The organism is Streptomyces sp. Pv4-95 (genome assembly GCF_045782725.1).
In the GTDB taxonomy this organism is placed as follows: Bacteria; Actinomycetota; Actinomycetes; order Streptomycetales; family Streptomycetaceae; genus Streptomyces.
The window spans coordinates 5,380,736-5,404,530 of sequence record NZ_CP127172.1 but is presented as its reverse complement, the minus strand read 5'-3'; the positions used below and the strand labels follow the sequence as shown (position 1 = coordinate 5,404,530).

General features: G+C 72.4%; 11 protein-coding genes. 6 read left to right on the top strand and 5 right to left on the bottom strand.

What is annotated here, in order from left to right:
• Nucleotides 1–32: 32 nt before the first annotated feature.
• The 3 genes from QOM21_RS23630 to QOM21_RS23620 all read right to left on the bottom strand — a co-directional run bounded on the left by QOM21_RS23630 (nt 33) and on the right by QOM21_RS23620 (nt 8,733).
• Nucleotides 33–1,454 carry a S28 family serine protease gene (locus tag QOM21_RS23630; protein ID WP_407552990.1) on the bottom strand — a complete coding sequence of 474 codons (1,422 nt, stop codon included), beginning with the start codon at nt 1,452–1,454 and terminating at the stop codon, nt 33–35.
• Nucleotides 1,455–1,632: 178 nt separating this feature from the next.
• The gene (locus QOM21_RS23625) at nt 1,633–5,523 is read right to left on the bottom strand and encodes an ABC transporter ATP-binding protein (protein ID WP_407552988.1); all 3,891 of its coding nucleotides are present in this window, start codon (nt 5,521–5,523) and stop codon (nt 1,633–1,635) included.
• A gap of 381 nt (nt 5,524–5,904) precedes the next feature.
• Nucleotides 5,905–8,733: a discoidin domain-containing protein gene (locus QOM21_RS23620; RefSeq protein ID WP_407552987.1), complete on the bottom strand. Its 2,829-nt coding sequence runs from the start codon at nt 8,731–8,733 to the stop codon at nt 5,905–5,907.
• A 246-nt stretch (nt 8,734–8,979) separates the two neighbouring features.
• On the opposite strand from QOM21_RS23620, the gene QOM21_RS23615 reads away from it, so the two are divergent.
• The 3 genes from QOM21_RS23615 to QOM21_RS23605 are packed head-to-tail and all read left to right on the top strand — an operon-like array spanning nt 8,980 to nt 12,846.
• The gene (locus QOM21_RS23615; RefSeq protein ID WP_407552985.1) at nt 8,980–9,864 is read left to right on the top strand and encodes an ATP-binding cassette domain-containing protein; all 885 of its coding nucleotides are present in this window, start codon (nt 8,980–8,982) and stop codon (nt 9,862–9,864) included.
• Nucleotides 9,836–12,088 (top strand): YhgE/Pip family protein, encoded by a 2,253-nt coding sequence (locus tag QOM21_RS23610; protein ID WP_407552984.1) that lies wholly within the window; start codon nt 9,836–9,838, stop codon nt 12,086–12,088. Before QOM21_RS23615 ends, QOM21_RS23610 begins: the two co-directional genes overlap by 29 nt.
• Nucleotides 12,085–12,846: a TetR/AcrR family transcriptional regulator gene (locus QOM21_RS23605; protein WP_407552982.1), complete on the top strand. Its 762-nt coding sequence runs from the start codon at nt 12,085–12,087 to the stop codon at nt 12,844–12,846. The genes QOM21_RS23610 and QOM21_RS23605 overlap by 4 nt, the downstream gene beginning before the upstream one ends.
• 80 nt (nt 12,847–12,926) lie before the next feature.
• Here the strand turns inward: QOM21_RS23605 and QOM21_RS23600 are convergent, their stop codons facing one another.
• Together QOM21_RS23600 and QOM21_RS23595 are read right to left on the bottom strand one after the other, a co-directional pair.
• The gene (locus QOM21_RS23600; RefSeq protein WP_407552980.1) at nt 12,927–14,636 is read right to left on the bottom strand and encodes a thiamine pyrophosphate-binding protein; all 1,710 of its coding nucleotides are present in this window, start codon (nt 14,634–14,636) and stop codon (nt 12,927–12,929) included.
• Nucleotides 14,637–14,711: 75 nt separating this feature from the next.
• Nucleotides 14,712–16,256, bottom strand: a complete 1,545-nt coding sequence (locus QOM21_RS23595; RefSeq protein WP_407552979.1) for a sodium:solute symporter — start codon at nt 16,254–16,256, stop codon at nt 14,712–14,714.
• A gap of 195 nt (nt 16,257–16,451) precedes the next feature.
• On the opposite strand from QOM21_RS23595, the gene QOM21_RS23590 reads away from it, so the two are divergent.
• The 3 genes from QOM21_RS23590 to QOM21_RS23580 all read left to right on the top strand — a co-directional run bounded on the left by QOM21_RS23590 (nt 16,452) and on the right by QOM21_RS23580 (nt 23,770).
• Nucleotides 16,452–18,251, top strand: a complete 1,800-nt coding sequence (locus tag QOM21_RS23590; protein ID WP_407552978.1) for a helix-turn-helix domain-containing protein — start codon at nt 16,452–16,454, stop codon at nt 18,249–18,251.
• Nucleotides 18,252–18,505: 254 nt separating this feature from the next.
• On the top strand, nt 18,506–18,892 hold the full coding sequence (locus QOM21_RS23585; RefSeq protein WP_407552977.1) for a hypothetical protein: 387 nt from the start codon (nt 18,506–18,508) through the stop codon (nt 18,890–18,892).
• Between the two features lie 60 nt (nt 18,893–18,952).
• Nucleotides 18,953–23,770, top strand: a complete 4,818-nt coding sequence (locus QOM21_RS23580; protein WP_407552976.1) for a toxin glutamine deamidase domain-containing protein — start codon at nt 18,953–18,955, stop codon at nt 23,768–23,770.
• Nucleotides 23,771–23,795 lie beyond the last annotated feature (25 nt).

Genomic DNA, 23,795 nt, shown 5'->3' with positions numbered 1-23,795 from the left:
GGGGCGCGCCGCGTCGACGTGCGGCCTACGGCCTACGGCCGCAGCAGCGGCATCCGCCGGATTTCCTGCTTGTCCAGCTTCCTGTCGTACGGGGCCTGCGGGGTGGCCTTGCCGTTCGCGGGGGCCGGGAGGCCGGCCCATTCCAGGAGTTCGGCGGTGGCCTTGGTGCGGTCGGCTTCCTTCAGCTTCGCGATGTTCGAGCCGTGGTTGCCGCCGGGCACCGTGAAGAGGTAGGAGTCCCGGGCTCCCCTGCCGAGCTCGAAGTGCTCCGAACTCCACGGGTCGTACTGGCCGTTGACGAACATCATGCGGTTCGCGTGGTGGCGCACCCAGCGGTCGACGTCCGGCATGGCGCGCGCGTCGAAGCGCATCGGGATGTCCTTGGGCACGAACGTCCGGGAGTTGTTGATGCCCGGGTACTTCAGGAGGTCCGAGAGCTGGGGGTAGCCGTAGCCGGGCTCACCGAGCTGGGTGCCGGCCTGGTAATAGTACGGCGTGTACGGCTCCATGCCCTGGTCGGTGTAGCTGGCGAAGCCGCCGACCTCGTCCATCCAGGCCCACAGTGCGTCCGTGGAGACGGTCGGCGCGGGCACCTGGGGGCAGGCGGTCTCGGCCGGCTGGTACTGCCAGAATCCGAAGACCAGGTCGGTGACCATGACTTCGTAGGCCCGGTCGGCGCTGCCGACGGTCGTGAAGGTCTTGCCTTCCTTCTCCGCCCACTTCCGGAAGCGGTCGACCATCTCCTCGCGGCGCACCAGTGCCTCGCGCTCGATGGCCGCGAGGTCGGCGCGGCACTGCGCGGTGCCGACGGTCGCGAAGAACTTGTCGTAGGCCGAGTCCTCGTCGTTGCGCACGTCGTTGGGCGCGACATAGGCGACGGTGCCGTCCATGTCGTGCGGGAAGAAGCGGCGGTAGTACGTCGCCGTCATGCCGCCCTTGCTGCCTCCGGTGGCGATCCAGTTCCGGTCGTAGATCCGGTGCAGCGCCTTGAAGATGCGGTGCTGGTCGTTCGCCGCCTGCTGGATGTCGAGCTTCTTCCAGTTGGTCGGCGTGGGGCGGGACGGGGTGAAGTAGCGGTATTCCAGGGAGACCTGGTTACCGTCGATGATCTTGGTGGGCTCGCTGCGGGTCGCCGTGGTGTTGACGTTGTAGCCCGAGGTGAAGAACACCGTCGGGCGGTCCACCGACTTGTGCAGCAGGGTCAGCCGCTGCTGGAAGGTGCCCTTGGCGGGGTGGCGGTGGTCGATGGGCTGGGTGTAGTTCAGGACGAAGTAGCGGTAGCCGTCGACCGGCTTCTCTTCGATGAGACTCATCCCCGGTATCGCGAGGATCCGGTCCTTGATGTCCTTGCTCTTCGGCTCGGCGGCGGTGGCCGCCCCTGCCGACGCGCCGCCGACTCCTACCGTGCCTATGAGCACGACGAGCGACAGCAGCCATCTGATGGCCTTGCGCATGCACCCTCCCCTTGGGATGACAAAGGTCGGGCTGAACCTATCCGCGCAACGAGACCGCCACCAGCCCTTGTCGCGGGGCGGGTGGCGGCGTGCGGCGAACGGGTGACGTCGAGGCGCGGGCGCAGCGGACGGGCGGGCCCCCGACGGCTCGCGGCGGGGGCGGCGCTGTGGCCGTCGCTCAGGCCGCCACGGGTTCCTCCTCGCCGGTGAAGGTGCGCCACAGTTCGGCGTACCGTCCGCCGCGGGCGAGCAGCTCGGCGTGGGTGCCGTCCTCGGCGACCCGGCCGTGGGCCATCAGCACGACGCGGTCGGCGCGGGCCGCGGTCGTCAGCCGGTGGGCCACGACGAGGGTCGTGCGGCGGCCGACGAGGCGGTCGGTGGCGTGGTTGACCACGGCTTCGCTGGCGAGGTCCAGGGCCGCGGTGGCCTCGTCCAGCAACAGCACGTCGGGGGCGACCAGTTCGGCGCGCGCGAGGGCGAGCAGCTGGCGCTGGCCGGCCGAGAGGTTGCGGCCGCGTTCGGCGACCTCGTGGAGATAGCCGTCCTCCAGGGTGGCGATCATGGCGTGCGCGCCGACGGCCCGGGCGGCGGCCTCCACCTCGGCGTCGGTGGCGTCCGGCTTGCCGTAGGCGATGGTGTCGCGGACCGTGCCGGCGAAGAGGAACGACTCCTGGGGTACCACGCCGAGGCGGTGGCGGTAGCCGGTCAGGTCCAGTTCGCGCAGGTCGGTGCCGTCGACGCGGACGGCGCCCGAGGACGGGTCGTAGAACCGCGCGACCAGCTTGACCAGGGTGGACTTGCCGGCGCCGGTCTCGCCGACGAAGGCCACGGTCTGGCCCGCCGGGATGGTCAGGTCGACGCCCGCCAGGGCCTGTTCGTCGTTCTCGCCGTAGTGGAAGTGCACCTTGTCGAAGGTGATCTCGCCGCGCAGGGCGGGCACCTTGCGCGGTGCCGCCGCGGCCGGTGTGGTGGTCGGCTCGCGCAGCAGTTCCTGGATGCGGCCCAGCGAGACCGACGCCTGCTGGTAGCCGTCGAAGACCTGGGAGAGCTGCTGTACGGGGGCGAAGAACAGGTCGATGTAGAGCAGGTAGGCGACCAGCGCACCGGCGCTGAGGGTGCCGGAGCCGACCCGGCCGGCGCCGACGATCAGCACCAGCGCCGCCGCGACGGAGGAGAGCAGCTGGACGAAGGGGAAGTAGATCGATATCAGGAACTGACCGCGGACCCGCGCCCGGCGGTAGGCGTCGCTGCGGGCCGCGAACCGCTGCGCGCCGAGCCCCTCGCGCCGGAACGCCTGGACGATCCGCAGCCCCGCCACGCTCTCCTGGAGGTCGCCGTTGACGACGCTGATCCGCTCGCGGGCGAGTTCGTAGGCCTTCACGCTCTGCTTGCGGAAGAAGTACGTGCCGATGATCAGCGGTGGGAGGGTCGCGAAGACGACGAGCGCCAGCTGGATGTCGATGGCGAGGAGTGCGACGAGTATGCCGAAGAAGGTCAGCGCGGAGACGACGGCGGTGACCAGGCCCGTCTGCAGGAAGGTGGACAGTGCGTCCACGTCCGTGGTCATCCGGGTCATGATCTTGCCGGTCAGCTCGCGCTCGTAGTAGTCGAGGCCGAGGCGCTGCAGCTGCGCGAAGATCTTTACGCGGAGGGAGTAGAGAACCCGCTCGCCGGTGCGCCCGGTCATGCGGTTGGCGCCGATCTGCGCGGCCCACTGGGCGAGGACGACGCCGAGCGCCAGCGCGGCGGCCGTCCAGACGCCGATCAGGGCGCCGCGGCGGACACCGTCGTCGATGCCCTGCCGGATCAGGATCGGCAGCAGCAGTCCGGCCAGCGCGTCCACCGCGACCAGGGCGAGGGCCACCGCGAGCGGCGCGCCGAAGCCGTGCAGCAGCCGGCGCAGGCCGTAGGACCGTTCGGCGCGCACCGCGCGGTCCTCGTCGACGTCCGGGACGTCGGTGGCCGGCGGCAGTGCGGCGACCTGCTCCAGCAGCTCCGGTGTCGCGGGCAGCCCGGCCATGGCGGCGCCGATGCCCGGGCCGGCCGCGGCGGCCGCTCCGGGCATCGCCCCGGCCGCGTCCTCCTCGGTCTCCTGCTCGCGGCGCACCCACAGCTCGGGCGTGATGGTGCCGGGCACCTCGCTCCCCGCGCTCCGGCGGTCCGGCTCGGCGGTCTCGGCGTCGCCGTCCAGCAGTCCGGTGCCGGTGTGGTCGCCGGTGAAGGCACCGGCCAGTTCGCCCGCCGGGTCGTGCTCGACGCCGCCGAGCTCCTCGGGGTCGGTGAGCAGCCTGCGGTAGAGCGCGCAGCGGGCTTCCAGCTCTTCCTGGGTGCCGATGTCGACCAGCCGCCCGCCGTCGAGGACGGCGACCCGGTCGGCGAGCGCCAGGGTGGAGGCGCGGTGGGCGATGAGCAGGGTCGTGCGGCCCGCCATGACCCCGCGCAGCGCCTCGTGGATCTCGTGCTCGACGCGGGCGTCGACGGCGGAGGTGGCGTCGTCGAGGACCAGCAGCCGGGGGTCGGTGAGGATGGCGCGGGCCAGGGCCACACGCTGCCGCTGCCCGCCGGACAGGCTCAGGCCCTGTTCGCCGACCGCGGTGTCGTAGCCGTCGGGCAGCTGGGATATGAAGCCGTCGGCCTGGGCCGCGCGGGCCGCCGCGCGAACCTGCTCGTCGGTGGCGTCCGGGTGGCCGTAGGCGATGTTGTCGCGGACGGAGTCGGAGAACAGGAAGCTGCTCTCGGGGACCAGGCCGATGGCGGCGCGCAGGGACTCCAGGGTCAGGTCGCGTACGTCGTGGCCGCCGACGAGGACGCGGCCCGCGGAGACGTCGTAGAAGCGCGGCAGCAGCAGCGACACGGTGGACTTGCCGCTGCCGGAGGTGCCGACGACGGCGACGGTCTCGCCCGCTTCCATGCGCAGGGAGAAGTTCTCCAGGACCGGGCGGACGGGGGCCTCCTCGGAGGAGGCGTCCTTGGAGAACCGGTCGGCGGCGCTGTGCTCGGACGGCGGCAGCGGGGCGTAGCCGAAGGTCACGTCGTCGAAGGTGACGGTGGCGGGGGCGTCGGCGGGCAGCTCGTGCGCGTCCGGGCGCTGGTGGATCGACGGCTCGGTGTCGATCAGCTCGTAGACCCGCTCCACACCGGCACGGGCCTGCTGTCCGACGGTCAGCATCACCGCCAGCATCCGGACGGGGCCGACCAGCTGGGCGAGGTAGGTGGAGAAGGCGACGAAGGTTCCGAGGGTCACCTGGCCCTGGGTGGCCATCCAGCCGCCGAGGGCCAGCATCGCGACCTGTCCCAGTGCCGGTACGGCCTGCAGGGCGGGGGTGTAGCGGGCATTGAGGCGGACCGTGCGCAGGCGTCCGGCGAACAGCCTGCGGCTCACCTCGCGCAGCTTGCCGGTCTCCTGCTCCTCCTGCCCGAAGCCCTTGACCACGCGGACGCCGGAGACCGCGCCGTCGACGACACCGGCCACCGCGGCGGCCTGGCCCTGGGCATACCAGGTGGCCGGGAACAGCCGGGTGCGGCTGCGTTTGGCGATGAACCACAGGGCGGGGGCGACGGCCAGCGCGACGACGGTGAGCAGCGGCGACAGGACCGCCATCACGACGAGGGAGATCACGAAGAGCAGGACGTTCCCGATCATCATCGGGAGCATGAACAGCAGGCCCTGGATCAGCTGCAGGTCGCTGGTGGCGCGGCCGACGACCTGGCCGGTGCTCAGCTCGTCCTGCCGCCGGCCGTCGAGCCGGGCGATGGCGCCGAACATGCGGGTCCGCAGATCGTGCTGGGCGTCGAGGGCGAGGCGGCCGCCGTAGAACCGGCGGATGTAGGTGAGGGCGTAGACGGCGATCGCGGCGACGACGAGGACGCCTGCCCAGGGGGCGAGGGAGCGCTCGTGCTGGATGATGACGTCGTCGATGATCAGCCTCGGGACGAGCGGGACCAGGGCCATCACGGCCATGCCGGCGAGCGAGGCGCCGAGCGCGAGCAGCACGTCCTTCTTGTACTGCCAGCAGTCGCGCGACAGCCGCCGCGCCCAGCCCTGTCGTGCCGTATCCGTCCCCGCCACCCGATGCCTCCCGCATCTCGACCGTTGCCGCTGTCACCAACGCCGAGCCGGGCAGATTTCATCCCGCTGCAACAATTCACCGCCCGGTTCCGGCCACACCCCGCCTCCCGGGGCGGGCCGGCACGGGCGGAGACCAGGAGATCGTCGGGCAGGTGCTGCCCGGGGCCCGCCCCTGCCTGGCGCGGCCCGCCGAGCCTGCCGGCCCTCTCAGGACGGGCACGGTCGGGCGCCACGGGAGGCGCCGGGCACCACGGAGAGGCGCCAGGCGCCGCGGGAGGCACCGGGCACCGCGGGAAGGCACCAGGCACCACGGAGAGGCACCGGGCGCCGCGGGGCCGGGTCGGCCGAAACTGCCCGACCCGGCGCCGCGGCGCCCCCGGCTCACTCCCCCTTGTCCACCGTCAGCTCCGAGATCCCCGGGTGCTGTGCCGGCTTGCCGTCGCCCTTGGCGGCTCCGTCACCGTGGACCTCGACGCGTACGTACCGCGCCCGCGTCCGGTCCTCCCCGCCGGCCCGGTGCCAGTGCCTTCCGTCCTGCGACGTCTGCACGACGTAGGACTTCGGGCGGGTCGCGGTCCAGTGCGGGGTGATCCGGCCGACGCGCGTGCTGCGGCCGAGGTCGACGGTGAGCGTGCCGTCGGCGGCGTCCGGTACCCAGGCGGTGGTCGCGTTGCCGTCCACCGCGGCACCGGCGTACATCCCGGGCTCCTCCGACGTGGCGCGGGCCGGGGTGCACCGGGCCGCGTTGTCGGTCGGGGCCAGGTCCGGGCGGCGGGTCTTGAGGACCGCGGGCACGCCCCGGCTCACGACCTTCTCGCCCTCCGGCGTGTCGATCCGCATCGGCGCGCCGTCGGTCAGCCGCACGGTCGTGCGGTGCGCGCCGAGGTCGATGTCGTAGGTCCGCCCCTGCCAGCGCAGACCGCGCAGGGTGACGCCCTTGGAGAGCTGCGGCGGCAGCATCGGGTCGAGCCGCACCTTGTCCTCGCGCAGCCGCAGACCGGTCAGCCCGTGGGTGAAGGTCTGCAGGAAGCCGCCCTTGCCGGTGAGGAAGTCCTGCGCGGGCCGGCCGGCGTGCGGGTCACCGGCACCGGCCTTGTCGCCGCGCGCCTCGGAGAACTGCTTGAACGGGCCGCGGACGAACGGCTTGATGGAGCGCATCAGGTAGGTGTTCGTCGAGCAGCCGGCCTCGCCGATGCCGGCCGCGTCGATGGCGTGCACGGAGTCCGTCATGGCCGGGCCGTCCGGGTCGGTGCGCGCGGCGTAGTGGTCCAGCGTGCCGGCGGCCCGGTCCGGCTTCATCGGCCATTCCAGCGGATACATCAGCAGCACGGTGTCCGCCTGCTTGATGGTGGTGTCCTTGTATCCGGCGTACTGCTCGAAGACCTTCTTCTTCGCGTCGTAGGGGATGCGCAGCTTGTCGGCGATGGTGCGCCAGGAGGCGGGCGCCCGCTCGCCGAGGATGTCCGCGACGCGGGTGGCGTGCCGCAGCGCGGTGGCCGCGCCGGCGTTGGTGAACACCCCGTCGTCGACACCGTTGCTGTACTCGTCGGGCCCGGCGACGTTCTTGACCGAGTAGCTGCCGTCGTCGTTGCGGGTCACCCGGGAGGCCCAGAATTCGGCGATCCCCTTCAGGACCGGCCAGCCGCGCGAGCGCAGCCATCCGGTGTCCTTGGTGGCGAGGTAGTACTGCCAGGTGGCGAGGGAGATGTCGCCCTGGAGGTGGTTCTGGGTCCGGCAGTGCGGCGGGTCCCAGCTGTGGCACTCGTTGTTCAGGTCGCCCTTGCTGCCGGACGTCCAGGGGTAGAACAGCCCGTCGTAGCCGAGCTTCTCGGCGTTGGCGCGGGCGCCTGCCCGGGTCTTGTAGCGGTAGTCGACCACCGACCTGGCGAGGTCGGGGTGGCTCGCGAGCAGCCCCGGGTACATCCAGGTCTCGGCGTCCCAGAAGATCTCACCGGCGTAGTTGTCGCTGGTCAGTCCGGTGGGGCCGATGCTGTTGCGGTTGCCGGCCCGGGTGCTGGACAGCAGGCCGTACTGCGCCGAGCGGACCCACGACTGCAGCTCGCGACGTCCGTGGACCTCGATGTCGCTGCGCCACAGCCGCTGCCAGGCGGCGGTGTGCCGCGCGAAGAGCGCGTCCCAGCCGCGGTCCGCGGCCTGCCGGGAGGCGGCGTGCGCGGTGGCGCGCGGGGAGCGGGAGGTGAGTGCGGTGTCGACGCCGACGTACTTGGTCAGCTCGTACGAGCGGCCGCTGCTGACCGGGAAGCGCAGCTGCTGCTTGTTGCTCAACTCGGCGTTCCGCGTGCCCTGTCGGGGGCGTTCGGCGCGCACCTTCCGGTCGGCGCGGAGGGTCGAGGCGACCGCGCCGTCGGTCTTGGTGCCGTCCGTGCGGAAGGCGACGTCCATCGTGCCGCGGGAGCCCTTGCCGCCGGCGGGGTCGCCTGCCTGCGTCATCCGGCGGGCACCGCGCCCGTCGAGGGCGTCGGTGACCGTGGCGGAGCCGCTCCAGTGCGGGGTCATCCGCAGCCGTACGGCGCCGGTGTGGGCGTTGGTGCGGTCGGCGAGGACGTCGTAGACCAGGTCGGTGGCCCGGCCGTCGGCGGCCGTCCAGGTCAGCGAGGTGCGGACGAAGCCGCAGCGCAGGTGGAGGGTCTGGCGGTAGTCGGAGATCCGGCCGGGCTTCGTGGCGGAGGAGAAGGTCTCGGAGTGCGCGCCGCCGGTGGCGACGTCGAGCGTGGTCCAGGTGGGGATCGCCGCGATGGCCTGGCGGCCCTTGAGCTCCTTGGGGCCCTTGGCGTAGAGGCCGGAGACGAACGAGCCGTCGTATTCGGGGGTCTTGAGCGGCCAGCCCGTCTTGCCCCCGGAGGAGGCATAGCCGGTTCCGTTGGGCGGCACCCGCTGGCCGAGGTAGCCGTTGCCGACGAAGGCGTGGTGGCTGTCCTCGGGGTCGATGCGGTCGGCGGTGGCCGTCCAGCCGTCGCCGCCGGAGGCGTCGGCGTCCTTCGTACAGGATCCGTGTGCGGCGCCGGGCGGCGTGGCCGTGGGCGGCGCCTCGGTCCTGGCCGAGGCCGAGGCGGGCGCGAGCACCGCGACGAGGGCTCCGGCGAGCAGCGGGGCGACGACCTTGCGCGGCAGGCGCGTCCCCGTCCGGGCGGGGTGGTTCGACGGTCCCTGCGGCGGCGGGTCCGCGGGGTGATGGGTCGAGCGATCCATGGTTCTCCGTGGTACGTGCACAGCCGTACCCGGGTCATGCGGTACGGACTGCGCCTTGAGCATGGCAATACATCGGCCCCCGCCGTGAAAGGCACCCTAGAACGACACCCCCGCCCGGGTCACGGAGTCCACGGCACGAATTCCGCGACCTGCTCCGGCGCGCTCGCACGAAACTCCCCCGATTGGTCAATAGGGCCACACTTACGGCACACTTTTAGACTGACCAGTCAGAACAAAGGAGGGGTTGTGGACACCACCCGTCAGGGGGCGGCGGTCAACGCCAGGGGGATCGGAGTCGAGGGCCCACGGGGATGGGCCTTCAGAGGTGTCGACGTCTCCGCGGAACCGGGCGCACTGATCGCGGTCCAGGGGCCTTCGGGCTCCGGCCGCACCTGCCTGCTGCTCGCGCTCACCGGCCGGATGCGGATCACCGAAGGCCATGCGACGGTCGCCGGCTTCCCCTTGCCCAAGCGGATGGGGGCGGTGCGCGGCCGCACGGCCCTGGCGCATGTGCCGGGCGTCGCCGACCTCGAACCGGCGCTCACCGTCGGCGAACACCTCCAGGAGCAGGCCCTGTTGGGGAACCGCCTGCAAGGCCCCCTGAGCGGCGCGCTGCCCTGGGGCCGCCGCCGCAAGGAGGCCACCCGGGCCCGGATCGAGGCGGCGCTGGCCGCCGTCCGGCTCGACCCGGACACGCTGCCCAAGGGGCTGCGGACCGCCGTACGCGACCTGGAGCGGCTCGAAGCGCTGCGGCTCTCCCTCGCGCTCGCCGTCATGCACGACCCCCGGCTGCTCGCCGTCGACGACGTCGACCTCAAGCTCTCCGCGGACGAACGTGCCCTGGCCTGGGAGCTGTTGCGGGACCTCGCGCTGGCGGGCACCACCGTCGTGGCCGCCGGCGGCGACGCACCACCGGACGCGCTCGTCGTCCGCACCGCGCCGGCCACCACCGCGCGCAAGGGGCCCGGCAGCACGGAAACCGACGGGGCCGGGACGACCGACGAGGCCGCCAAGGCCGAAAAAGCTGCCGCCCAGGCCGATAAGGCTGCCGCCCAGGCCGCCAAGACCGACGAGAACGACATCGATGAGGAGGAAGCAGCGAATGCGTTCGCCGCGACTGGCCGCGCTTGAGCTCAGGCGTTTCGGCAGGGGGAAGCTCCCCCGGCTGGGGCTCGTCGCCCTGATGCTGATTCCCCTGCTCTACGGAGCCCTGTACCTCTGCTCCTTCTGGGACCCCTACAGCCGTCTGGACAAGATCCCGGTGGCGATCGTCAACAACGACGAGGGGGCCTCCGCCGACGGCAAGAAGATCAACGCGGGCGAGGAGCTGGCCGGGAACGTCACGGACAGCAAGACCTTCCACTGGGAGGAGGTCAGCGCCGCCGAGGCAGCCAAGGGTGTCGAGGACGGCACCTACTACCTCTCCCTGACGGTCCCGAAGAACTTCAGTGAGCGGATCGCCTCCAGTTCGGGCGACTCCCCGCAGACCGGCGCGCTCCAGGTCCGGACGAACGACGCCAACAACTACATCGTCGGCTCGATCTCCAAGACCGTCTTCTCCGAGATCCGCGCCAAGACCTCGGCGAAGTCCTCCCGGGCCTTCCTCGACAAGATCTTCGTGTCGTTCTCCGACCTGCACGACCGGACGGCCGAGGCGGCCGACGGCGCGAGCAAGCTGGACGACGGGCTGGGCGATGCCAAGAAGGGCTCCGGCAAGCTCGCCGACGGCCTCGGGACCGCCAAGGACAGCACCGGCAAACTGTCCGGCGGCCTCGGCAAGCTCGACAAGGGGTCCGGTGACCTGAGCAAGGGCGCCGGGGACACCCACCGGGGCGCCAAGACCCTGGAGGAGAAGCTCGGTCTGGCGCACTCCAAGATCGAGGAGCTCAGCCAGGGCACCCGGCAGGTCGCGGCCGGCACCCAGAAGCTCGCCGACACCGCCAACGGCCTGGCCGGCAAGGCCCGCCCGTTCCTCAAGCAGTACGCCAAGGACCTCGGCGAGAAGGCCCGGATCGTCGCGGGCGCCTCCGGGGCACTCGCCGACGACCTCGGCACACTGCCGCGGGACACCGCACGCGCTTCCTCCGACGCACGCGAGGCAGCCGACCAGCTCGACACCCTCTACGACCAGCGCTGCGGGAGCACCGTCTCCCTCGACGCGGACTGCCCCGCGCTCAAGAAGGCCCGGGACGCCACCGCGCTCGCCGCCGACACCGCGGAGAAGGTCAACTCCCTTGTCACCTCGCACACCTCGGGCATCGACAAGCTGACCGGCGACCTGCGCAGGCTCGACAAGGTGGCCACCGCCGTCGCCGACCGCGCACCGACCTCCGAGAAGGACCTCGAAACGGCCGTCGCGGAGATCAACCGCCTCAACGCCGGTGCGCACAAGGTGTCCGACGGCGCCGGCAAGATCGCCACCGGGACCGGGCAGCTCACCGACGGCGCGGGCCGGCTCACCGACGGGACGGGCCGGGTGGCCGACGGCGCCGGGCAGATGCACGACGGCATCGGCGCCGCCAAGAACGGCACCGACCAGCTGGCGGGCGGCATCGGCAAGCTCAAGGACGGCGCGGTCTCCCTCAACGGCGGCCTGTTCAAGCTCAAGGACGGCTCCAACCAGCTGGCCGAGGGCCTGCACAGCGGCGTCGCCAAGATTCCGGACTACGACAAGCACGACCGCGACGCCCGCACCGAGGTGATGGCCGACCCCGTCGGCCTGGCCTCGAAGTCGATGCACAAGGCGCCCAACTACGGCACCGGCCTTGCGCCCTACTTCATCCCGCTGTCCCTCTGGGTCGGCGCGATGGTCGCGTACATGCTGTTCGCCCCGCTGAGCAAGCGTGCCCTGGCGGCCGGTGCCCCCGGCTGGCGGATCGCGCTCGGCTCGTGGCTGCCGACGTTCGCGATCGGAGTGGCGCAGGTACTCGCCCTGATGGCCGTCCTGCACTGGGGTCTCGGCCTGGAGATGGCCCGCTCCGCCGCCACCATCGGCTTCCTGCTGCTGGCGACGGCCTGCTTCACCGCGGTCATCCAGCTGCTGAGCGCGTTCTTCGGCCCGGCCGGGCGGGTGCTCACCCTCGTCGTGCTGATGCTCCAGCTGACCTCGGCGGGCGGCACGTACCCGGTGCAGACCAGCCCCGGGTTCTTCGCCGCCATCCACCCGTTCCTGCCGATGAGTTACGTCGTCGACGGGCTGCGCCGGCTCATCACCGGCGGCGGTCTCGAACCCGTGTGGCAGGGCAGCATCGTGCTCACGGCCTTCACCCTCGGCGCGCTGGCGCTCACCGCTCTGGCGGCGCGCAGCCGGCAGGTCGTCCGGATGAAGGATCTGCACCCGGAGCTCAGCCTGTGACCGAGCGTTCCGGTCCCGGGGGCGGTGCCGGCCACGGCACCGCCCCCGGGGCGCGCCCCGGCACCGCGGCGGAAGCGGGCGACGCGGCCACCACGGGAAGCTGCCGGCACGTCCCCGCCGCGGGTCCGCGCCGAGCGGCCACCCGGCGAAGGCTCTTCGACGCCGCCGTCACCCTGATCGCCGAACAGGGCTTCTCCGCCACCACCGTGGACGAGATCGCCGACCGCGCCGGCGTCGCCAAGGGCACCGTCTACTACAACTTCACCAGTAAGAACGTCCTGTACGAGGAGCTGCTGCGGGACGGCATCGACCTCCTGGCCGGCTCCCTGCGGCAAGCCGCGGAGACGACCGCGGCCCGCGGCGGCACCCGGGTGGACGCCCTGGACGCGATGATCCGGGCGGGCCTGGACTTCATCGCCGGCTCCCCCGCCCTCACCCAGCTCTACGTCGCCGAACTCTGGCGCACCAACCGCACGTGGCGCGCCACGCTCCAGTCGGTGCGGGGCCGGGCGCTCGCGGTCGTCGAATCCGTCCTGCGGGAGGCCGTCGACAGCGGTGAACTCACCGCGGAACTCGACGTCCCGCTCACCGCCTCCGCCCTGCTCGGCATGGTCCTGGTGGCCGCGCTGGACTGGCTGTCCTTCCAGCCGCACCGCTCGGTCGAGGACGTGCACGCGTCGCTGTCCCGGCTGCTGCAGGGGCGGGTCGCCGCCGCCCCCGCCTCCCGCGCCCCCGAGGCCGGCCCGCCCGGTCCGTGAGAGGGGAAGCGGCAGCAACGAGGCGCGGAAGCGGCGTTCGTGGGGCGAATTGACTGCTCGCGCCTGAGGCCCGCGGGCGGCTACGGCGCTTCCGGCGCCCCCGCGCCGTCGGCCGGTGCGTCGTCGAGGTGCGTCGGTGCGAACATCCGCAGCCGGGCGGGGAGCACCACCACCGAGGGCCCCGGCTCCGCGAGCGCCGCCGCCAGGTCCTCCCGCAGCCGCTCCGGGCTCGTCCGGACCGCGGGCACCCCGAACGACTCGGCCAGCGCCACGAAGTCCGGCCGGGCCAGCTCGGTCGCGGTGGCCTCGCCGAACGCGTCGTTCATGTACTCCCGCAGGATGCCGTAGCCGCCGTCGTCGACGATGAGCCAGGTGACCGGCAGGGCGTACTGCCGGGCGGTGGCCAGCTCGGCGATCGAGTACATCGCGCCGCCGTCGCCGGAGACCGCGAGCACCGGCCGGGCGGGGTCGGCGACGGCCGCGCCGAGCGCCGCCGGGAAGCCGTAGCCCAGGCCGCCGGAGCCCTGCGCGGAGTGCAGCGCGTTCGGGCGGCGCGCGTCGAACGCGGACCAGGCCCAGTACGCCAGGATCGTCATGTCCCAGCAGCTGACCGCATCGTCGGGCAGCGCCTCGCGCACCGAGGCCAGGATCCGCTGTTCCAGGTCGAGTCCCTGCCCGTCGATACGCTGCCGGACCCGCTCCAGCAGGTCCGCCACCGCGTCCTCGGGAGCGGCGGATCCGGCGCCCGCGCTCTCCCGCGCCGGGCGGTCCGCCACCTCCTTCACCAGCGCCGCCAGTGCCGGCCTGGCATCCGCGTGCATCCCCAGCGCGGCATGGTTCGACTCCAGCTTGCCGAGGTCCGCCTCGATCTGCACGACCCGGCCGCGGGGCCGGAACGTGTGGTAGTTCGAGGAGAGTTCGCCGAGCCCCGAGCCGACCACCAGCAGCGTGTCGGCGTCCTCCAGGAATTCCGTGGTGTAGCGGTCCTCCAGCCAGGACCGGAGCGAGAGGGGATGCTCCCAGGGGAAGGCGCCCTTGCCGCCGAACGTCGTCACCACCGGCGCCCGCAGTGCCTCGGCGAGTGCCAGCAGCTCCGCCTCGGCACCTGCGCGTACGACGCCGCCGCCGGCCAGGATGACCGGCCGCCGGGCCTCCGCCAGCAACCGCGCGGCCTCCGCCGCCACCTCCGGACGTGGCGGCAACTCGCGCGGTGCGGCGTGGAGTTCCTTCACCTGCGGCACCTCGACCGGCGCCAGCAGCACGTCCTGGGGGATCTCCAGCCACACCGGCCCGTGCGGCACGGTCAGTGCCGACTCCCATGCCGCGGCCACCGCGGACGGGATCTGCGAGGCCGTCCGAGCGGTGTGGACGGACTTGACCACGCCCCGGAAAACGGCGCTCTGGTCGGTGAGTTCATGCAGATAGCCGTGGCGCCCGCCGCCGATACCGGCCAGCGGCACCTGGCTGCCGATGGCAAGGACGGCGGCCGAGCCGGCGGCCGCCTCCTGGAGCGCGGCCAGCGTCATCAGCGCCCCGGGCCCGGTGGAGACCAGCAGCGGTGCCACCCCGTGCGTGGTCCTGGCGTACGCGTCGGCCGCGAAGCCCGCGTTGTTCTCCACCCGCAGCCCGACGTAGCGCAGCTCGGACCGGCGCAGCGCGTCGAACACCCCGAGCGCGTGCTGGCCCGGCAGCCCGAAGACGGTGCTCGCGCCGAGCGCGGTCAGCGATTCCATGACCAGATCGCCGCCGTTGCGCCGGTGCGGTGCCGCCGTGGGGGTGGTGGTGCTCATGCGTGGGTGCTGCCTTCCTGAGGAGGGGGAGCGGGGGACGGAGAAGGGTGCGCGGAGGCGGGTCCGGGGCCCGGCTCAGGCGCCGTGGACCGCGGACGAGGGCGCCGGCTCCTCGGTGCCGTCGTCCTCCGGTGCCGGCTCGCCGGCCAGCCGGGCACGCCAGGCGGTGAGCACCGCGGGATCGGTCGGCTTCGAGGCCAGGCTCACGGCGACGTAGGTCACCAGCGAGGCGAGCAGCCCGTAGTAGATCGGCTCGTTGGCGAGGACGCCGAGCGAGGCCATCAGGCCGATGACGGTGACGCCGCCCACCGCGACGGACGCCAGGGCGCCGGTGGCGGTGCCGCGCTTCCACAGCAGCCCGCCCAGGATGGGCACCAGCAGGCCGCCGACCAGGACGTTGTAGGCGAGCGTCAGCGCCTCGACGACGTTGTTGAGCGCGATCGCGATGACGATGACCGCGATGCCCATGATCAGGATGAACAGCCTGTTGTCCCGCACCTCGTCGGACCCGCCGGCCGCCTCGGCGTCCGGTCCTTCAGCGGGCTCCCGGCCCGCGTCCGGGCCGTCCGGGGCCGCCCGCCGAGCCGCCACGAACCCCTTCACACGGGACCAGATGTCGTTGTTGGCGACCGTCGCGCACGCGATCAGCGCGCCCGACGACGTGGACATCACCGCGGACAGTGCCGCCGCCAGGACCAGCCCGCGCACACCTACCGGCAGGGCGTCCTTCACGATCGTCGCGAAGGCGTCGTCGGGGCTCCCCAGGTGGGGGTAGAGCACCTTGGCCGCGGTACCGATGACGGCGCCGGCCACTGCGTAGACCAGGCAGTACGTACCGGCGGCGGTGCCGCCCAGGCGCGCCACCTTGTCGCCGCGGGCGGTGAACACCCGCTGCCAGATGTCCTGCCCGATCAGCATGCCGAAGGAGTAGATGAGCACATACGTGAAGACGGTCTGGCCGCCGATGCCCAGCGGCGCGAAGTAGTCGTCCGGCAGCCGGTCGCGCATCTCGGCGAAGCCGCCGGCCTTGACCACCGCGATGGGCAGCAGGAGCAGCAGCACGCCGATGGTCTTGACGACGAACTGGACCATGTCGGTGAGGGTGATCGACCACATCCCGCCGAGCGTCGAATAGGCGACGACGATCACGCCGCCGAGCACGATCGAGAGGGTGCGGTCCATGCCGAAGAGCACATCGAAGATCGTCGCGTAGGCGATGGTCGAGGTCACGGCGAGCATCAGCGTGTACGCCCACATCACGACGCCGGAGATGATCCCGGCCGAGCCGCCGTAGCGCAGGTCGAGCATCTCGGAGACGGTGTAGACCTTCAGCCGGGCGATCCGCGCCGAGAAGAAGATGCTCAGTGCCAGCAGCCCGATGCCGATGGTGAAGACCATCCACGCGCCGGACAGCCCGTACTGGTAGCCGAGCCCGACGCCGCCGATGGTCGACGCGCCGCCGAGAACGATCGCGGCCATGGTGCCCGAATACATCGCGGGCCCGAGGCGGCGCCCGGCGACCAGGAATTCGCTCTTGGACTTGGCGCGCCGCATGCCCCACCAGCCCATGGCGAGCATTCCGGCCAGGTAGAGCACGATCACCGCGTAGTCGACAGCCATGGGCCATCCCTTCCAGCAACGCCGAGGGGAGAGGGGGAATGCAGAACGGGGACGCGAGACCGGTGCGGCGTGGGGTGTGACGGGGACGGGTGCCGTACGTGTGTCTCGCCTTGGGGGTTGACCCTAGGAGGCTGAAAGTCGACGCTGAAGTGTACGTTTCCTCCACTCACCGCTCCCTCAGTGGATGGTTCGCACATGCCGCAGCAGCAGCCGCAGGTCCCACCGGCCCCGCACCCCTCACCAGGCGGCCCGGGGCCCGCTGCGGCCGCGCGTACCGTGCCGCCTTCGACGCCTCCGGTCGCGCTGGCCGATCTCCTCGCGCGCACCGACCTCGGCCTGCGGCAGATCGCGGGGCCGCGGGAGGGCGTCGCCATCCACTGGGTGCACACCTCGGAGATGGCCGACCCGGTGCCCTACCTTCTGGGCGGCGAGATGCTGCTCACGGCAGGGATGCACCTGGCGGAGGCGGCGAGCGGAACGGAGGAGAAAGCCGAGCCCCCGATCAGCACCGGGGCGGACACCCCTACCGGAGCCGACACCGCCCCCGAGACCGACAGCGCAGGCCCCGCCCCCCAGACCGACGCCATCGGCCCCGCCCCCGACGCCTCTCCCGACGGGCTCCACCCCGGCTCGCTCGACGCCTATCTCGACGGCTACGTCGCCCGGACCGTGGCCGCCGGTGCCGCCGCGCTCGGCTTCGGGATCGCGCCGGTGCACGACACCGTCCCCCGCGCCCTGGTGGCCGCCTGCGACCGGCACGGTCTGCCGTTGATCGAAGTGCCCCCGGCCACGCCGTTCACCGCCGTGGAGAGCGCCGTCTGGCAGGCCGTGACGGAGGCCAGGCACCGCGAGCTGACCCGGCTCAGCGAGGCCCAGCGGGCGCTGGCCGCGGCCGCCGCCCGCCCCGACCCCGCACCGGCCGTCCTGCGCGCCCTGGCCCGCCACGCGCACGGCTGGACCGCCCTGCTCACCCCCGACGGCACCGAGCACGGCACCGCCGGCCCCCCGCCCACCGCCGCCTGCCGGGCCGCTGCCGCGCACCTCGCCGGCGTCGTCGGCCGCGGCGGCCCCTCCTCGGCGACCGACACCCTGCCCGACGCCCACCTGACCGCGTACGCCCTCACCGGGCGCGGCCCCCGCCGCGAGGCACCCGCCCTCGTGGTCGCCGCGCACCCCCTCGACCCGCCCGCCCACACCATCGCGGGCGTCGCCGCCGTACTCCTCTCCCTGATCACCGGCCCGGCGGCGGATGCCGGCCAGGCCGGGGCGGACCACTCCGCCGCGCTGGCCGAGCTGCTCCTCGGCGCCCGCCCCGCGGAGGTCGGCCCGCTCCTCGGTCACCCCCTCTGGGCCGTCGTGCACGCCGAGCCGCGCCGCGACACGGCCGCGTCCCCCGCCGCCCTGGCTGCCGCTCTCGACACCCCCCTCGTGGCCCGCTGTTCCACAGCCGCACCGGACCCCGCGCCCCCGGCCCGCGCCGAGGCCGGGTCCGAGCGGCCCACCGCACCGCACCCCGAGTCCTCCGCCCTGCGCGCCCTCGTCCCCGCCGACCGCGAACTCACCGGGCACCCGGGCTGGACATTCGGCGTCAGCGAAGCCGTCCCGGTCGCCGAGCTGCCGGCCGCCGACCGGCACGCCGCCTCCGCCCTCCGGCGCGCCCTGGCCGGCCGCGTCCCCCTCGTCCAACACCGGCCCCCCGACCCCCACGGCATCACCGCCCTCGTCGCTCCCTCCGACGCCCGGCACCACGCCCAGGCACTCCTGGCCCCACTGACGGGATCCTCGGCCCTTCTCTCGACTCTCCACAACTGGCTCTCACTGCACGGGAATTGGGACCGCACGGCGACCGCTCTGGGCATCCACCGCAACACCGTCCGCCAGCGCATCGGCCGTATCGCGGGCCTCCTCGACACCGACCTGGACGACCCCGACGTCCGTATGGAGCTGTGGTTCGCCCTCCGCGCCCTCGACCGCGGCACACCCCAGGAGCCGTGAAACCCCGTCACTCCGGTCACGCCATCCGGGCGCCGGAGTCGCCGGCCTCGCCAACCATTCGCTGCCGACGGCCGGAACGGTTTAATGTCAACGTTGTCGCCCGGCCGCCGCACGGGGCCCGGCGAGGTGACGCGCACCGCTCGGCACCGGTAACACGGCTGTGACAGAAGGCGTCTTGAGGCCGGACCGCCTCTCATGCCTAGACTTGCCTGGAGCCACTTGGCTACGACCAGGTTCTCGAAACGGGGGATGTTGTGGCGGGAGACGGACTGCAGGCCGACGTACCGTCACTCAAGGCCGGCGGCAAGGATTTCACCAGCGTGGGCGAGCGCTACCAGACCGCTGTGGACAAGCTCCAGACCGGACTGACCGGCCTTGAGGGCCAGGGCACCCCGCCCTGGGGCGACGACGACATCGGTTCGAAGTTCGGCGTCGTCTATGAAGGTCTGCGCGACGGCATGTACGAGTCGATGGGGCACCTCGCCGCCAAGCTTCAGGAGATCGGCGGCGCGCTGACCACGATGGGCAACAACCATCAGGCCGACGAGGACTTCAACGACTCGCTGATGAAGCAGCACATCGCGAACGCCGAGGCACAGAGCCAGTCGATCTCCAGCCTCAAGTCGCCCGGCACCGCGTAGTCCTGAACCACCTTCCTCTCCTCTCCACCTCGCTCTGCTGTCCTACGGGGGATCGCCGTCATGTCGCTCATGCTGCCGGACTGGCTCGAATGGGTCCTCGAGATGCTCGGCTACGACTGGCCGACGGGCGACGAGGACAAGATGATGGAATCCGCCCAGCAGTGGCGGGACTTCGCGGCGGCGGTCGAACAGCTGCAGTCGGAGGGTGTCACCGCGGCCGGCAACGTCCTGTCGCAGAACTCCGGCGACAGCATCGACGGGTTCAGCAAGACCTGGGAGAAGTTCTCCGGGACCGGCTCCGGCTACCTGGACGACGCGCGGACCGCCGCGGAGCTGATCGCCGTCGCGCTGGACGTGGGCGCAGGGATCATCATCGGGATGAAAGTGGCGGTGATCGCCCAGTTGGCGATCCTTGCTGCCGAGATCATCGCGGCCCAGGCAGCTGCCCCCTTCACTTTCGGACTGTCCGAGATCGGAGCGGCGGGAGCCACCCAGCTCACCCGTGTGATCGTGCGCCGCCTGCTGAAGGAGGCACGCGAGGCGCTGGTCGAGGCGATCATGGAGACCCTCAAGGAGCCCGCCGTCTCCGCGCTGGAGGCGATGATCTCCGACGCCATCGCGCAGGGCATGAACATGAACTTCGGGGCCCAGCAGGGCTTCGACGTCAACCGCAGCGTCAAGACCGGCGCGGAAGCGGGCATCGAGGCCGCCAAGAACTCCGGCCAGACCTTCACCGAGGCGCTGCGGGACGGCGCGGGCGGCAGGGCCGGGGCGCACGCGCGCGGCGGCCTGGACTCGGCCGCCGGCCACGGCGGAGGGGGCTCGGAGAGCAGCGGCGGCAGTAGCAGTAGCGGCAGCGAAAGCGCCTCCGGAAGCGGGAGCGGCTCGGGCAGCGGGAGCGGATCCGGCAGCGGCGACAGCGGCGGCTCGGGCAGCGGCTCGGGAGCGTCCAGCAGCGGTAGCGGTAGCGGTAGCAGTGGCGGTACGGACAGCGGCTCGGGATCGTCCGGCAGCGGCAGTGGTAGCGGTACGGACAGTGGCACCGGTGCGTCCGGGAACGGGAGCGGTCCCGGCAGCGGTGTGGGTAGCGGAAGCGGTTCGGGCGGCGGGAGCGGCTCGGGCGGTCGGCCCGGCGACGGCGGAGGTTCACCCTCCACCTCGTCCGAGGGTGCGCCGTCCACGAGCGGCCCGGCCGGCTCCTCCGACGGTCCGGCGAACTCCGCCCCCGGGTCCGACTCCGGGAACACGCCGGAGAGCCGCCCCCTGCCGCCGCCGGAGCAGCGTTCACCCTTCGACGAGGGCTACCAGGGCGGCAACAACAGCCCCTACGCCGGCTCCACACCTGACTCGGGCAGCACGCCGGGCGCGGGGGCCACACCCGACTCCGGCAGCACACCAGGCGCCGGCAACACCCCTGACTCGGGCAACACACCAGGCGCGGGGGCCACACCCGACTCCGGCAGCACACCAGGCGCCGGCAACACGCCTGACTCGGGCAACACACCGAATACCGGCGCCACACCGAATACGGGCGCCACACCTGACGCCGGAACCACGCCGGACTCGGGCCCCGCACCTGACTCGGGTTCCTCACCGGACGCGGCAAGCACCCAGCCGACCCCGGACAACACCCCCGACAACGCACGCCCCAACCCGGACACCACCAGCACGCAGCCGGCCTCCGACCCGTCCCCGCGCCCCGATACGGCCCCGACGCCCGACGCCGGTCCGGACCGTACCTCGCCGAGCCCGGACCAGCCGTCCGGTCATCAGTCCAACTCGCCCTCCGCGGACGGACCTTCACACCCGGACAACGCGCCGTCCCCCCAGCCGTCGGCCACCCCCGACCAGCCGTCGTCCACGCCCGACCCGGCAGCCGGCAACCCGCCCACCACTGGCAACGACACACCCGGCCCCAACGCCGCGCCCCACAACGGGGACAGCGGCAACACCGGCAACGGCGACGGCAACGGCAACGGCAGCGGGGACAACACCGGTGGCGGCGGACGCGCCTCCGCACCTCACGTCAGCGTCCCCTCCCAAGGCGCGGCCACCCCGCACACCTCCTCAGGCCCACCGATCGGCCAACGCGACCCGGCGCCCGGCGACCCCATGCCCACCGCCGACGACACCACCGTCACGACCCAGTCCGCGGACACCATGACGGCGCCCCCGCCCACCCAGCACACGGCGGACCCCAACACCCCCACCACACCCGGCGCTCCATCCCAGCAGAACCCCCAGAACACGCCGCAGAACGCCGGGCCCATGATGGGCGCCCCCATGCCGCCCCAAGGCGGCACCGCTACCGCCACACCCCCCACCGCGCCGCCACGGGGCACCACACCCCCCACCGGCAACGGCGGCACAGGCACACCACCGTCCAACCGCCGTCCCGACGGCACCCAGCCCATCCACGACATCACCCAACAGCGCCGCCCCGACCGCCCCGCCTACAACCCGCGCCTCGACGGCCCCGATCCCAACCGCCCGGGGTCCAACCGCCCGGACTCCGGCCGCCCGGACTCCAACCGTCCGGACACTGCGGTCCCCTCGCAGCGGCCGCCGCGCGACCCGGAACAGCGTCCGCAGGAGCAGCCCCGGAACGACCGCCCGGAGGCGCGCCCGGAGCCGAACCGGCAGGAGCCCGCGACCGACAGGCCGGACACGCGCACCCCGGACTCCGACGCGTCCAACCGCCCGGAGCAGGACTCCGCACGTCCCGAGCAGGACTCGCCGCGCCCGGAGCAGGACTCGCCACGTCCCGAGCAGGGCACGGACGACTCGCAGAACCGGCCCCCCGAGGACACGGCAACCGACGACCGCACCGACCAGCAGCCGGACCGGGACGACCGCGCGGACCAGGACGACACCACCGACCGGGACGACCGTCCGGACCAGGACAACACCACCGACCGGGACGACCGTCCGAACCAGGACAACACCCCTGACGGGGACACCCGCACCGACCAGGACAGCCCGGACAACGACCCGGCCGACACCGCCACCAACGACCGCGACAGCGATCGTGACACCGGCGATCCCACCCCGGCGTCCGAGACCCGTAACCGCGAGCAGCCGGGCGGTCTGGACGGCCCCACCGACGAGCACCAGCAGCAGGTCGCGGACAGCGTCCCCAAGGACGAGAACGGCGATCCGCAGCGGCACCCGGACCCCGACGACGGCAACTGGGTCGACTCCATCAACGGCCCCGGCCCCGACGCCCCCGGCCGCAACAACAACTGCGTCGACGCCGCCCTCGCCACCGCCGACACCTACTCCGGCAACCCCACCGCCGCCGCCCAGCGCACCCCCGACACCAACCCCGACGGCAGCCCTTCCGACCGCGGCGAGAACAACGGCCGCGACCGCATCGAAAACACCCTCGGCGCCCGCTTCAACGACTACGGCAACGGCCCCCAGGCCTTCAACCGCCTGGAAAACACCCTCCGCGACTCCGGCCACGGCTCACAAGCCGTCATCATCACCCAGGACAACAACGGCCGCGCCCACGCCTGGAACGCCGTCAACCACAACGGCAAAATCACCTACGTCGACTCCCAGACCGGCCAGCGCAGCGACAAGCCGCTCCACAACGGGGACAACGGCGTCTTCGCCGTCCCCCTCGACTCCGACCGCCGCCCCGTACCGTCCACTCCCGACGGCCGCCCGGACGGCGAGACGACGAACCAAGGCGACAGCGAACGGCCCGGGGACCGCACCCAACCCTCGGACACCAACCGCCCCGACGACGGGACCACGGACACCAACCGTCCCGACGACGGGACCACGGACACCAACCGTCCCGAGGACAGCAACCGTCCCGACGACGACAGCCGGCCTTCGGACAACGAGCGCCGACCGCACCCCGAGCCGGCCGACAACGACCCCTCTCAACAGGACCGGACACCGGACAACGACTCCACCGACCCGGACCGGACGCCCGACAACAACAACGAAGGCCCGGCGCGCGACGACGACACGCGCGACGACAGCAAGCACGACAACGACAAGCGCGACGACGTCAACGACGATCCGGACGGCGAGCGCCGGCCTCCGGCCGAGCCGGCGGGCACCGACAACAACAAGCATCCGGACCAGAACGACGACGACTCCGACAGCGAGATGCCGGACGCGGACCACGACTCCGACTCCGATGCCGAGTCCGACGCAGACTCCGACGCCGACATGGAGGACGCCGACGATTCGGACGAAGAACACGACGGCCGGCTTCGTGACGAACCGGACACCAGCAAGTTCACCGCGTCCGAGGCGCAGGACCTCGTCGGATCCCAGGAGACGGACTGGGACGACAACGATCTGGGTCGTATGGTCGAGCGCGCGCGGCTCGACCACGAGTTCTTCCAGCAGTACGCCGTACCGGACTCCGCCGCCGACCAGCACAGCGGCAAGAACAACTTCGGAATGGCACCCTCGGCGAACTACGCGGCGTTCAGGTACGTCGTGGAGCCCGGGACCCAGGAATACGTCATGCTGGCGCGCAGCTTCGGCACCTCCGGAGCCGTCAACAAGGTCGACGACCAGCCCTGGACCGGCAAGTCCAAGCACTCCGAACGGGCCGCGGTCGAGTATCTCCAGCACATGCAGACGACCCTGCCCGATGGCCAGCGCATCCGTCTCATGGAGGTCTACACCGAGCGGGCGCCCTGTGCGCAGAAGGGCTGTGCTGCCCTGATGTACCGCGTCTTCGGGAAGGTGCCGACGACGCACACCCTGCCGCATCCGGATGACGGCACGGGTTCGCAGAAGATGCGGGAGCACCTCAAGGATCTCAAGGCGCGCAGAGGCGAGATCTTGGACGACGACACCCGCGAACACCCGGCGGGCATGGGCCCGGCCGACTCGGACGATGAGTAGTCGAACGGCTAGTAAGGTTGCGGAC